The sequence below is a fragment of the Lelliottia sp. genome (assembly GCF_045627565.1).
Classification (GTDB): Bacteria; Pseudomonadota; Gammaproteobacteria; order Enterobacterales; family Enterobacteriaceae; genus Enterobacter.
In genome coordinates, this window is sequence record NZ_JAZQNX010000039.1 from 1 (window position 1) to 12222 (window position 12222).

Below are 12222 nucleotides of genomic sequence, written 5' to 3' on the forward strand. Positions count from 1 at the left end.
CGATGGATTCGTCCACCGTCATCGGCACCGGAATGCCGTTATCGTCGCGCGGGCCGAGTAAATGGCTCATCAGCTGGCCTCTTTCATATGGCGAGTTAAATCAATGCGGTCGGACGGCAACAGGCATTTTTGGCGTTTGCAATCCGGGCAGGTTTCAAAGCTTTCGCGGTGATGTTCCGCGCGGACGTCACCGTTGTGTTTCAGCAGCGCGATGGCGTAGTCGATCTCTTTTTGCACGGCGAAAGGACGACTGCACACCCGGCAATGACACAGGGCAAAGCGCGACTGCTGGAGAAAATCCTCTTTTTTCCACACCGCCAGTTCGTACTCCTGCGACAGCTTGATCGCGGCCGTCGGGCAAACCTCTTCGCAGCGACCGCAAAAAATGCAGCGCCCAAGGTTGAACTGCCAGGCCAGCTCTTTGGTGGCCAGATCCGTTTCAACCGTCAACGCATTCGACGGGCAGGCATTCACACAGGCAGCGCAACCAATGCACTGCTGCGGATTGTGTTCAGGTTTGCCGCGAAAGTTTTTATCGACCGGAATCGGCTCCAGCGGATAACTGCTGGTAACCGTGCCGGTTTTGACCACTTTTTTGATAAAGGTAAACATCACGCGTCCTTATTTCAGCGGCGAGTTCTTGCGCTCGATGCTGTAGCGTTCAAGCTCTTTGTACGCCACCACTTTGCTTTTCTTTTTACGCACATCGACCACCGTCATGCGATCGGTGCAGGAGTAGCACGGATCCAGGCTGCCGATGATCAGCGGCGCATCAGAGACAGTGTTGCCGCGCAGCATATAGCGCAGCGTCGGCCAATTGGCGTAAGTCGCTGCACGACAGCGCCAGCGGTACAGCTTCTGGTTGTCGCCGGTCATGCTCCAATGAATGTCATCTCCGCGCGGCGCTTCGGCAAAACCAAGTGCAAAGCGGTTAGGGATATAGGTAAAGCCTTCGACCATCAGCGGGCCGCCCGGCAGGTTATCCAGACCAAAATCGATCATATTCAGCGCAGTGAACACTTCGTTGATGCGTACTTTCAAACGCGAAATCACGTCGCAGCCCTGCTCGGTGTGAATCGTCATAGGCAGCAGGCCATAACCGACGAACGGGTGATCGGCGCGGGTATCGCGAGCGTGGCCGCTGGCGCGCACCATTGGGCCGACGTTGCTGAAGTCGCGGGCGATTTGCGGATCAAGACGACCAATGCCCACGGTACGCTGTTCGATGTTTGGCGTACTGAGCAGCATATCCACCAGATCCTGTACGTCGCGGCGCATCTGCTGGGCCAGCAGGCGGGTCTGGATCATGTCGTCTTTCAGCAGATCGCGACGAATCCCGCCGATCAGATTCAGACCGTAAGTTTTACGCGCGCCGGTCAGGATCTCGGCCATTTTCATGGAGGCTTCACGCACGCGGAAGAACTGCATAAACCCGGAGTCGAAGCCAACGAAGTGGCAAGCCAGGCCGAGGTTCAGCAGGTGTGAATGCAGGCGCTCCACCTCCAGCAGAATGGCGCGGATCATCTGCGCACGTTCCGGCACCACAATTCCCATGCCGTTTTCGACCGAGGTGGTATAGGCGGTGCTGTGGGCAAAGCCGCAGATGCCGCACACGCGGTCAGACAGGAAAGTGACTTCGTTGTAACCCATGCGGGTTTCCGCCAGTTTTTCCATGCCGCGATGGACATAGAACAGGCGATAATCGGCGTCGATAATGTTTTCGCCGTCGACGAACAAACGGAAATGGCCCGGTTCATCGGAGGTGACGTGCAGCGGGCCAATCGGCACCACGTTGTTCTTTTTGCTGCCCAGCTCGTTGATGAATTCGTAGGTTTCACTGTCGGTTGTCGGCGCAGGGCGCTGGCGATAATCCATGCTGTCTTTACGCAGCGGATAGAGTTCGTCCGGCCAGTCGTCCGGCAATACCAGACGGCGCTCATCCGGCAGGCCCACCGGCACAAGACCGTACATGTCGCGCACTTCGCGCTCACCCCAGACGGCCGCGGGCACGCGCGGCGTGACGGACGGATATTCCGGTTTATTCGGATCCACTTCGACGCGTACGGTGAGCCAGCACTTCACACCCTGCTCCATCGACATCACGTAATACACCGCGTAATTGCCGCACAACTGACGCTCATCGTTACCGAACAGCACCGACAGCCAGCCGCCCTGCTGGTAATAAAGAAACTCCACCACTTCGGGCAGATAGTTCACCTTGATGGTGACGGTTATCTGATCTTTGGTCTGCCAGGACTCTTCCAGCACTACGCCGGGGAAAGCCTGATGCAGCGCGGCGAGATAGTTTTGACCTTTTTTTTCTTCTGACATGCTCTGACTCTCTGTAATCACGCCACCAGCAAGGAGACGAATGCTAAAAATGCAAAACCAAAACCAGCCCAGGTCATGCGTGAGGTGGCAACAAACCGCAGTCGCGCCATGCTGTTTTCAAACAGGGCGATAATGAGGACGCCAGCCATCAGCTTGAACGCGGCAATCACCACGGCCAGCAGCAGACCGCCAACGGAAAAGTGGATCATTTGACCCCACGGGAAAAAGACCCCGACAAACATCTGCAATACCACCAGCTGTTTGAGGCTGATGCCCCACTTCAGTACCGCAAAGCCGTAGCCGCTGTATTCGGTGAGCGGACCTTCCTGCAGCTCTTGCTCCGCTTCAGCGAGGTCGAACGGCAGTTTGCCCATCTCGATAAAGGTGGCAAACGCGCAGGCGCAGAGCGCCAGAATCAGCGGGATGCTCCGCGCAACGGGCCAGTGATAGACGGTGTCGGTGATAAAGCTGATATGGGTAGACCCCGCGACCTGTGCGGCGACCCACAATCCCAGCAGCAGGATCGGCTCCACTAATACGCCCAGCATTGCCTCGCGGCTGGCCCCGATACCGGTGAACGGACTGCCGGTATCCAGGCCTGCAATGGCAAAGAAAAAGCGCGCGATAGCAAAGAGGTAAATCAGGGTGATCAGATCGCCCAAAACAGGCAACGGTGACCACACGGTCACCACCGGCAGCGCGGTGGCAATAGTTAGCATCACGCCGACCATCACAAACGGCGTCAGACGAAACACCCAGCCCGCCGCATCGGGCGCAATACTTTGACGTCCCATCAGCTTGAACAGGTCACGATATTCCTGCAGCACGCCAGGACCACGACGGTTATGCATCCGCGCACGCGCCACTCGGGTCACGCCGGAGAGCAGTGGCGCGACGGCGAACAACACCAGCGCCTGAAGTAATGCCAGTAACAAACTCATGTCAGGCTCCTCGTGAAATCACAATCACCACCAGCACCGCCAGTTCGATAACGGCGAGGCGACGGAATAAGCCGGGCGCGGCAGCGCTCTGCCAGCCAGGAACCCAGCCCACCGGATTGAGCTTTTCTCGCAGCTTCAGCACGGCAGAAAAGTTTTCTTTTACCGGCATCGCAAAGCCGTGGGCGGTGATCACCATGGATTCTTCGTGTTCATATCCGCAGGCCCATGCCGCGCCGCGCGAACGGGCAGGCAGGCGATCGCGTTTGAAGAACAGCATCAGCACGAACGGCAGCAGTGGCGCGGCAATCAGCAACAGCGCAATCATCGGTTGAGAAACGGTGGTGTGCGATGTCGTCAGCGGCAGAGGAACAGCCGTACCCAGCAGCGGCAGCAGCCACGGCGCTGCAACGCCGCCTGCGATACAGCACATTGCCAGCAGAACCACGCTCGTCGTCATCAGGAAAGGTGCGCCAAAGGCCTGTCTGGCTTCACGGGTACGCGGCGCGCCCAGGAACGTCACCCCATACACTTTCGCCATACACATCACCGCCAGCGCCCCGGTAATGGCTAAACCCACCGCCAATAGCGGGCCAAGAAGGCGTGCAATAAACACGTCGCTCTGGCCGAGTGCAAAGAACGACTGGTAGATAACCCATTCGCCTGCAAAGCCGTTCAGCGGCGGCAGTGCGGCCATCGCCATCAGCCCGACCAGCATGGCAAGCGAGATAAGCGGCATTGTTTTGCCGATCCCGCCGAGCTTTTCGATGTCGCGATGCCCGGTGCGGAACCAGACGCTGCCTGCCCCCAGAAACAGGGTACTTTTAAACAGGCTGTGGTTGATGAGGTGATATAACCCGCCGATAAATCCGGCCGCAATCAGGGTCGGTTGGTTCAGTGCAAGCCCGGTCACGCCTGCGCCAAAGCCCAGCAAAATGATGCCGATGTTTTCGAGCGTGTGGTACGCCAGCAAACGCTGAATATTGTGCTCCATCAGGGCATACAGTCCGCCCACGAAAGCGGTGAGCATCCCGACCAGCAACAGCACCACGCCCCACCACAGTGGCGGTTGTCCCCCCACCAGCGTCAGCGTCAACATGCCGAACAGACCGACTTTCATGACCACGGTTGAAAACAGCGTCGCGGCAGGGGCAGAAGCGTTCGCATGTGCCTGCGGAGCCCAGCCGTGCAGCGGAATAATCCCCGCCAGCAAACCGAAGCCAGCCATACCCAGCAGCCAGATGTCGGCACCCAATGGCAACATCTGCGTGCGTTGATTGATCAACACCAGATCCAGCGTGCCGTAGCGTTGCCACATCAACCCGCACGCCAGCGCCAGCAGCAGCGTTCCCAGGCGTCCCAGCGCAAACCACAGCTTGCCAGACTGCGTGCATCCGGTGAGAAACACCCCGCATAACGCCATGATTTCTGACATCACCACCAGCGCCGCGAGATTGCTGGCGACTACGGCACAAATGGCGGTCGCCAGCAGCAAATTGACCAACAGCCCGTTCGGTTTGGTCTGCGAATGACGATGCCAGTCGATGTTAAACAGGCTGATAAACAGCCCGCACAAACCAAAGGTCACCAGCCAGATGGCGTTGAGCGGCGTAAGGGCAATGCTGTGATGGATAACAGGAATCACCGCCACGGCACTCAGCCCGCGCGTCAACACCACAACGCCCGCAGCGAACGTCATCACGCTGCCCACTGCGCCGCCAAGCCCGGCAACCCAGCCGCTCAGCGGTTTATAAAACGAGAGGAGAAGTGACAGAACCGCCGTCACCGTCAGGCACGCTACGGCGCTGATAACTAAATCGACAGCGTTCATTTCGCCCCCTCGTTTTGCGTCTGAAGCAGCGACAGATCGCCGAAATCGGTATTCACGGTCAGCTCGCGTTTGCGTTTGCTGCTGCGCGCAATATCACGAATATTCACTAAAATCAGCGCCTTTGTCGGACAGGTACGAACACAGGCCGGGCCTTGTTCATCAAAACTGCACAAATCGCATTTCACCGCCACGGCACGCACGCCCGGCACCCAATCCAGCAGCGTACTGACGCGCGCCGGAGCCGGTGGCGCGGGGGGCGCTTTTGGCGAATTAGCATTGGCAGGAATGTGCAGCGGACGGCTGCCGGAAAATTCAATGGCGCCAAATGGACAGGCGATGCCGCACAGTTTGCAGCTCACGCACAAGCTTTCATTTAACTGTACAGCCCCCTCAACGCGGGTGATGGCGTTGACAGGACAGACACCCGCGCAGGGGGCGTCCTCACAATGATGGCAGAGCTGCGGCGCAGACTCTTTCTCATTGCGCATGACTTTCAAACGTGGCATCGACTGCAACCCGTGCAGGCGGTGCGTTTCTGAACACGCCGCTTCACAGGTATGACAGCCAATGCAGACCGTCGAGTCAGCTATTACAAAACGGTTCACCGGGGAGTCCTCAGGACATAGTCATTTTTGACGAAAAAGTGCCATATCGACACGTCTCGACACGTAAACATCAGACGGTGCGCGGCTCGCTCACCAGCGCTTTTAAATCCACCGGTAAATCGTGCTCAACCGCGGAATAGAGGTTGTTGTAAACAGGTGCGATTTTTTCCAGATAGTGTTCAAGCACCTGCTGGCGATCACGGTTGCTGACGTGACCGTCAACCATGCCGTCGGCCATCAACTGCGCCTGCGCAATCAACTCTCTTTCGCCCTCTTTTGTCTCGACAAAGTACTGAATGGTGTGGCTGTTAAACGTGTCCGCCAGGGTGACGAAAATCATGAAGTGGCCGAACAGTACAAAGCACAAATCCTCTTGTGCCGCACAGCTCATGGCGTGATGCAGACGCGCTTTTGACAGGGTGATCCCCTGGACCAGCGAATTACAGTAATGCTGCCATTGTTCCTGCAGTGATTGATGGCGCTGCGCGATGTAATCCGCCTTTTCGCTAATTTCCCAAATAGTCATCTCAGGTATCCGGTTAATGGAGATACGGCTGTTAAGCAGATTTTGTGCCAATTTTTATCATATTGAAATTTATAGAATTTAAGACAATCCAAACTGTCAATGACAGCCTGTCGACGTGTCATTTCGTCAGCAACGTCATCGTCACACCCTAATCAAAATTAAGCTGGCATCGTTATTGCATTAATGGGGCAAATCATTGAGGAGGCGTCATGCACGAAATCACCCTCTGCCAGCGAGCGCTGGAGTTAATCGAACAGCAGGCAAAAGCGCACAACGCGAAACGCGTGACAGGCGTTTGGCTGAAAGTGGGACCGTTTTCCTGCGTCGAAACCAGCGCCCTCACCTTTTGCTTTGAGCTGGTGTGTCGCGACACGCTGGCTGAAGGCTGTCAGCTGTATATAGAAGAACAGCAGGCCGAATGCTGGTGTGAACACTGCCAGCAATACGTCACGCTGCTCTCCTCTAAAGTGCGCCTCTGTCCGCAGTGTCAGAACGTTGGGCTGCGCATCGTGGCGGACGACGGTTTGCAGATCCAGCGCCTCGAAATAGACCAGGAGTAAATCATGTGTAGTACCTGCGGTTGCGCCGAAGGCAACCTGTATATCGAAGGCGATGAGCATCGCCCTCATTCCGCGTTTCGCTCCGCCCCTTTCTCCCCTGCACCGCGCGCCACGGCGGCGTTAACCGGCATTCGGTTCGCGCCGAAGCAGTCGGATGCGGGCGATCTGCATTACGGCCACGGCGAAGCGGGGACGCATGCGCCAGGCATGAGCCAGCGCAAAATGTTGGAAGTCGAAATCAACGTGCTGGACAAAAACAATCAGCTGGCTGCACGCAATCGCGCACGCTTTGCCGCGCGTCAACAACTGGTGCTGAACCTGGTTTCCAGTCCCGGCTCGGGTAAAACCACTCTGCTCACCGAAACGCTCAAACACCTGAGCGGCAGCGTCTCGTGCGCGGTTATCGAAGGCGATCAGCAAACCGTGAATGACGCCGCACGCATCCGCGAAACCGGCACCCCGGCTATTCAGGTGAATACCGGTAAGGGCTGCCATCTGGATGCGCAAATGATTGCCGACGCCGCGCCGCGTCTGCCGCTGGCCGATAACGGCATTCTGTTTATTGAAAACGTCGGCAATCTGGTGTGTCCGGCGAGTTTTGATCTGGGCGAGCGTCACAAAGTTGCGGTGCTGTCCGTCACCGAAGGAGAAGACAAGCCGCTGAAATATCCGCATATGTTTGCCGCTGCCTCGCTGATGCTGCTTAATAAAATCGACCTGCTGCCGTATCTGAATTTCGATGTCGATAAATGCCTGGCGTACGCGCGCGAGGTGAACCCGGATATTCAGATCCTGCTGGTGTCCGCCACGCGCGGAGACGGCATGGAAAGCTGGCTTGCGTGGCTGGAGAACGAACGATGTGCATAGGCGTCCCGGGACAAATTCATTCCATCGATGGCAATCAGGCGAAAGTAGAAGTCTGCGGCGTGCTCCGCGACGTTGATCTCACGCTGGTCGGGTGTGCGGATGAAACTGGCGCATCGCGTATTGGCCAGTGGGTGCTGGTCCACGTGGGTTTTGCGATGAGCATGATTGACGAGGAAGAAGCCCGCGACACCCTGGCGGCGCTGCAAAATATGTTCGACGTCGAACCCGACGTGGGCGCGCTGCTGTATGGCGAGGAGCGATAGCCGATGCGCTACGTTGATGAATATCGTTCGCCAGAACAAGTGATGCGGCTTATCGCTCACCTTAAGATTCGGGCAACATTACTCGAGTACACCGCGCAGCGTCCGCTGCGGATCATGGAAGTGTGCGGCGGACACACGCATGCCATCTTCAAGTTTGGCCTTGACCAGTTGCTGCCGGAGAACATCGAGTTTATCCACGGTCCAGGCTGTCCGGTGTGCGTGCTGCCGATGGGCCGCATCGATAATTGCATCGAAATCGCCAGCCAACCGGGCGTGATTTTCTGCACTTTTGGCGATGCGATGCGCGTGCCGGGCAAAAACGGTTCACTGTTACAGGCCAGAGCGCGCGGTGCGGATGTGCGAATTGTCTATTCTCCTGTGGATGCGCTGAAGCTGGCGGCGGAAAATCCAACGCGCAAAGTGGTGTTTTTCGGCCTGGGATTTGAAACCACCATGCCCGCCACGGCGATTACTTTGCAACAGGCAAAAGCGCAAGGTCTCGATAACTTCTTCTTTTTTTGCCAGCACATCACGCTGATCCCTACGTTGCGCAGCCTGCTGGAAGAACCGGATAACGGAATTGATGCTTTTTTAGCGCCCGGCCACGTCAGTATGGTGATTGGCACAGAGGCGTACGGTTTTATTGCAGCGGACTATCATCGGCCATTAGTGGTCGCTGGTTTCGAACCACTTGATCTACTGCAAGGCGTTAACATGCTGGTTGAGCAGAAAATAGCAGCCATGAGCGTGGTCGAAAATCAGTATCGCCGCGTCGTGCCCGATGCGGGAAATCCGCTGGCGCAAAAAGCCATCGCCGAGGTTTTTGCCGTAGAAGGTGACAGCGAATGGCGCGGTTTGGGATGGATTGCAGCGTCTGGCGTGCATTTAACCCCCGCGTATCGCGCATTCGACGCCGAAGCGCATTTTCGCCCGCAGCCACAGCAGGTTTGTGATGACCCGAGAGCCCGCTGCGGGGCCGTGCTGACCGGTAAATGCAAACCGCATCAATGCCCGTTATTTGGCAACACCTGCAATCCGCAAACCGCATTTGGCGCGCTAATGGTCTCTTCCGAAGGCGCCTGCGCCGCATGGTATCAGTATCGCAATCAGGAGTGTGAAGCATGAACACGGTTGAAATGGCGCACGGCAGCGGCGGCCAGGCGATGCAGAAACTCATCAGCCAACTGTTTCTGGAAGCCTTTGCCAACCCATGGCTGGCGGAGCAAGAAGATCAGGCGCGCATTGCCCTGTCGACACTGACCGCGCAGGGCGACAGGCTGGCGTTCTCTACCGACAGTTACGTGATTGATCCGCTGTTCTTTCCGGGTGGTGATATCGGCAAGCTGGCGGTGTGCGGCACCGCCAATGACGTGGCCGTCAGCGGCGCTACCCCTCGCTATCTTTCGTGCGGTTTTATTCTTGAAGAGGGGCTGGCGATGGACACGCTAAAAGCCGTCGTTCAGAGCATGGCGCGCACCGCACGCGAAGCGGGTATCGCTATTGTCACCGGTGATACCAAAGTCGTGCAGCGCGGCGCGGCGGATAAACTGTTTATTAATACTGCAGGGCTGGGCGCAATCCCCGCGGACGTTCACTGGGGCGCACAACGGCTGACGGTCGGTGATGTGTTGATCGTGAGCGGCACGCTGGGCTGTCATGGCGCAACGATTTTGAACCTGCGTGAAGGCCTGGGCCTGGACGGCGAATTGCGCAGCGACTGCGCCGTGCTGACGCCGCTTATCCAGACGCTCCGTCATCTCCCGGGGATCAAAGCCCTGCGCGATGCGACGCGCGGGGGAGTCAATGCGGTTGCCCATGAATTTGCCGCCAGCAGCGGATGCGGCATTGAGCTGACAGAGCAACATCTGCCGGTCAAACCGGCCGTGCGCGGCCTGTGCGAACTTCTTGGGCTTGATCCGCTAAACTTTGCCAACGAAGGCAAATTGTTAATCGGCGTCGAGCGTTCTGCGGCAGAAGCCGTGCTGGCGCAGCTGCGCGATCATCCACTTGGTCAGGATGCCGCAGTGATCGGTGAAGTGGTTGAGCGCAAAGGGGTGCGCCTGACCGGACTTTACGGCATTAAACGCACGCTGGATTTACCGCACGCGGAACCGTTACCCCGAATTTGCTAGAACCGCGCTAAACGTGGTCAGCACTCTTATTTTTTTGCCCGTTTCTTTGGAAGCAATATGTCGTATACACCGATGAGCGATCTTGGACAGCAAGGGCTGTTCGATATTACGCGCACACTGTTACAGCAGCCCGATCTGGGTTCGCTCAGCGAAGCCCTGACGCGTCTGGTGCAGCAGTCTGCGCTGGCAGACAGTGCCGCTATCGTGCTGTGGCACAGCGCAAGCCGTCGTGCCAGCTACTTTGCGACGCGCGATAACGGTAAGTCCGTCGAATATGAAGACGAAACCGTGCTGGCGAATGGTCCTGTGCGCCGTATTTTGTCACGCCCGGACGCCCTGCACTGCAACTTCGACGAATTCCAGCAAGCCTGGCCGCTGCTTGCAAAGAGCAATTTGTATTCGCCTTTTGGCCATTACTGCCTGCTACCGCTCACCGTGGAAGGGCGGATTTTTGGTGGCTGCGAATTTATCCGCAACACGGATCAGCCGTGGAGCGAGACGGAATATGAGCGTCTGCATACGTTCACGCAGATTGTCAGCGTGGTGGCCGAGCAGATCCACAGCCGCGTCACCGATAACGTCGATTACGATCTGTTAAGCCGCGAGCGCGATAACTTCCGCATTCTCGTCGCCATCACTAATGCGGTACTGTCCAGACTGGACATGGACGAACTGGTGAGTGAAGTCGCCAAAGAGATCCACCACTATTTTAAAATCGACGCGATAAGCATCGTGTTGCGCGGCCATCGCAAGGGCAAGCTGACCATCCACTCCACTCACTATCTCGATGAAACCAATCCTGCGCACGAACAAAGCGAAGTGGATGAGGCGGGAACGCTTTCCGAGCGGGTGTTTAAAAGCAAAGAGATGCTGCTGCTGAATCTGAGTGAACGCGACGAGCTGGCACCTTACGAGCGGATGCTTTTCCAGTGCTGGGGGAACCAGATTCAGACCCTGTGCCTGCTGCCGCTGATGTCCGGCAATACCATGCTCGGCGTGTTAAAACTGGCGCAGTGCGAAGAACAAGCCTTTACCACGACCAACCTTAAGCTGCTGCGCCAAATCGCAGAGCGCATTGCGATTGCGCTCGACAACGCGCTGGCGTACCAGGAAATTCATCGCCTGAAAGAGCGGCTGGTGGACGAAAACCTGGCGCTGACCGAGCAGCTTAATAATGTCGACAGCGAATTCGGTGAAATCATTGGCCGCAGTGATGCCATGTACAGCGTTCTGAAGCAAGTTGAGATGGTGGCGCAAAGCGACAGCACGGTGTTAATCCTCGGCGAAACGGGCACCGGTAAAGAGTTGATCGCCCGCGCGATTCATAATCTTAGCAACCGCAACAGCCGCCGGATGGTGAAGATGAACTGCGCGGCGATGCCCGCGGGCTTGCTTGAAAGCGATCTTTTTGGTCACGAGCGCGGCGCGTTTACCGGCGCCAGCACCCAGCGCATTGGCCGCTTTGAACTGGCGGATAAAAGCTCGCTATTCCTGGATGAAGTGGGTGATATGCCGCTGGAATTGCAGCCAAAACTGCTGCGAGTATTACAAGAGCAAGAGTTTGAACGTCTGGGAAGTAATAAACTCATTCAGACCAATGTCCGGCTGATTGCCGCGACCAATCGCGATCTAAAAAAAATGGTCGCCGACCGCGAATTTCGTAACGACCTTTATTACCGTCTGAACGTGTTTCCAATTTGCTTACCGCCGCTACGCGAGCGCCCCGACGATATTCCGCTGCTGGTGAAAGCCTTTACCGCTAAAATTGCTCGTCGGATGGGACGCAATATCGACAGTATTCCAGCGGAAACGCTGCGCACTCTTTCCACGATGGAGTGGCCGGGCAACGTTCGTGAACTGGAAAATGTGATTGAGCGTGCCGTACTGTTGACGCGTGGCAACGTTCTACAGCTGTCGATCCCGGAAGTTATGATCTCAGAGCCGCCGTTACCCACGCGGGAGATCGCGCAGGACGGTGAGGACGAGTACCAGCTGATTGTCCGTATTTTAAGAGAGACCAATGGCGTCGTCGCTGGGCCAAAAGGTGCAGCACAACGTCTCGGTTTGAAGCGCACAACATTGCTCTCGCGAATGAAACGTTTGGGCATCGAAAAAGATATGTTGCTCTGATTCCATTCTCAATGCCGTGTTACGCACGGCATTCATTTC

Annotated in this window: 13 protein-coding genes; 6 read left to right on the forward strand and 7 right to left on the reverse strand. The window is 56.9% G+C overall.

From position 1 onward, the window contains the following. The 7 genes from ACKI5T_RS18195 to hycA form a co-directional block, all read right to left on the reverse strand. The coding region (locus tag ACKI5T_RS18195; RefSeq protein WP_407439462.1) for a hypothetical protein at positions 1-70 on the reverse strand (70 nt) is incomplete at its 3' end. Then, positions 70-612 carry a formate hydrogenlyase complex iron-sulfur subunit gene (locus ACKI5T_RS18200; RefSeq protein ID WP_407439255.1) on the reverse strand — a complete coding sequence of 181 codons (543 nt, stop codon included), beginning with the start codon at positions 610-612 and terminating at the stop codon, positions 70-72. The genes ACKI5T_RS18200 and ACKI5T_RS18195, both read right to left, overlap by 1 nt. 9 nt (positions 613-621) lie before the next feature. After that, positions 622-2331, reverse strand: coding sequence for an NADH-quinone oxidoreductase subunit C (locus tag ACKI5T_RS18205; protein ID WP_407439257.1), 1710 nt, complete (start codon positions 2329-2331; stop codon positions 622-624). Positions 2332-2348: 17 nt separating this feature from the next. Next, positions 2349-3272 carry a respiratory chain complex I subunit 1 family protein gene (locus ACKI5T_RS18210; RefSeq protein WP_407439259.1) on the reverse strand — a complete coding sequence of 308 codons (924 nt, stop codon included), beginning with the start codon at positions 3270-3272 and terminating at the stop codon, positions 2349-2351. A 1-nt stretch (position 3273) separates the two neighbouring features. After that, positions 3274-5100, reverse strand: a complete 1827-nt coding sequence (gene hycC, locus ACKI5T_RS18215) for a formate hydrogenlyase subunit 3 (protein ID WP_407439261.1) — start codon at positions 5098-5100, stop codon at positions 3274-3276. Beyond that, positions 5097-5705, reverse strand: coding sequence for a 4Fe-4S dicluster domain-containing protein (locus ACKI5T_RS18220; RefSeq protein ID WP_407439262.1), 609 nt, complete (start codon positions 5703-5705; stop codon positions 5097-5099). Before ACKI5T_RS18220 ends, hycC begins: the two co-directional genes overlap by 4 nt. Before the next feature lie 70 nt (positions 5706-5775). Beyond that, positions 5776-6231, reverse strand: a complete 456-nt coding sequence (gene hycA, locus ACKI5T_RS18225; RefSeq protein WP_407439263.1) for a formate hydrogenlyase regulator HycA — start codon at positions 6229-6231, stop codon at positions 5776-5778. A 209-nt stretch (positions 6232-6440) separates the two neighbouring features. On the opposite strand from hycA, the gene hypA reads away from it, so the two are divergent. The 6 genes from hypA to flhA are packed head-to-tail and all read left to right on the forward strand — an operon-like array spanning position 6441 to position 12183. Next, the gene (gene hypA / locus ACKI5T_RS18230; RefSeq protein WP_407439265.1) at positions 6441-6791 is read left to right on the forward strand and encodes a hydrogenase maturation nickel metallochaperone HypA; all 351 of its coding nucleotides are present in this window, start codon (positions 6441-6443) and stop codon (positions 6789-6791) included. Between the two features lie 3 nt (positions 6792-6794). After that, on the forward strand, positions 6795-7658 hold the full coding sequence (gene hypB, locus ACKI5T_RS18235; RefSeq protein WP_407439266.1) for a hydrogenase nickel incorporation protein HypB: 864 nt from the start codon (positions 6795-6797) through the stop codon (positions 7656-7658). Continuing rightward, on the forward strand, positions 7649-7921 hold the full coding sequence (locus ACKI5T_RS18240; RefSeq protein WP_407439267.1) for a HypC/HybG/HupF family hydrogenase formation chaperone: 273 nt from the start codon (positions 7649-7651) through the stop codon (positions 7919-7921). Before hypB ends, ACKI5T_RS18240 begins: the two co-directional genes overlap by 10 nt. 3 nt (positions 7922-7924) lie before the next feature. Next, the gene (gene hypD / locus ACKI5T_RS18245; RefSeq protein WP_407439269.1) at positions 7925-9046 is read left to right on the forward strand and encodes a hydrogenase formation protein HypD; all 1122 of its coding nucleotides are present in this window, start codon (positions 7925-7927) and stop codon (positions 9044-9046) included. Continuing rightward, positions 9043-10053 carry a hydrogenase expression/formation protein HypE gene (gene hypE, locus ACKI5T_RS18250; RefSeq protein WP_407439271.1) on the forward strand — a complete coding sequence of 337 codons (1011 nt, stop codon included), beginning with the start codon at positions 9043-9045 and terminating at the stop codon, positions 10051-10053. The genes hypD and hypE overlap by 4 nt, the downstream gene beginning before the upstream one ends. A gap of 57 nt (positions 10054-10110) precedes the next feature. After that, a complete protein-coding gene (gene flhA / locus ACKI5T_RS18255; protein WP_407439272.1) occupies positions 10111-12183 on the forward strand; it encodes a formate hydrogenlyase transcriptional activator FlhA in 2073 nt (690 codons plus the stop codon). Positions 12184-12222: the final 39 nt, after the last annotated feature.

Excerpts from the sequence above, each read along its gene's own strand:
- ACKI5T_RS18200 (WP_407439255.1), bottom strand. The coding sequence starts at position 612 with ATGTTTACCTTTATCAAAAAAGTGGTCAAAACCGGCACGGTTACCAGC.
- ACKI5T_RS18205 (WP_407439257.1), bottom strand. The coding sequence starts at position 2,331 with ATGTCAGAAGAAAAAAAAGGTCAAAACTATCTCGCCGCGCTGCATCAG.
- ACKI5T_RS18210 (WP_407439259.1), bottom strand. The coding sequence starts at position 3,272 with ATGAGTTTGTTACTGGCATTACTTCAGGCGCTGGTGTTGTTCGCCGTC.
- hycC (WP_407439261.1), bottom strand. The coding sequence starts at position 5,100 with ATGAACGCTGTCGATTTAGTTATCAGCGCCGTAGCGTGCCTGACGGTG.
- hycA (WP_407439263.1), bottom strand. The coding sequence starts at position 6,231 with ATGACTATTTGGGAAATTAGCGAAAAGGCGGATTACATCGCGCAGCGC.
- hypA (WP_407439265.1), top strand. The coding sequence starts at position 6,441 with ATGCACGAAATCACCCTCTGCCAGCGAGCGCTGGAGTTAATCGAACAG.
- hypB (WP_407439266.1), top strand. The coding sequence starts at position 6,795 with ATGTGTAGTACCTGCGGTTGCGCCGAAGGCAACCTGTATATCGAAGGC.
- ACKI5T_RS18240 (WP_407439267.1), top strand. The coding sequence starts at position 7,649 with ATGTGCATAGGCGTCCCGGGACAAATTCATTCCATCGATGGCAATCAG.
- hypD (WP_407439269.1), top strand. The coding sequence starts at position 7,925 with ATGCGCTACGTTGATGAATATCGTTCGCCAGAACAAGTGATGCGGCTT.
- hypE (WP_407439271.1), top strand. The coding sequence starts at position 9,043 with ATGAACACGGTTGAAATGGCGCACGGCAGCGGCGGCCAGGCGATGCAG.
- flhA (WP_407439272.1), top strand. The coding sequence starts at position 10,111 with ATGTCGTATACACCGATGAGCGATCTTGGACAGCAAGGGCTGTTCGAT.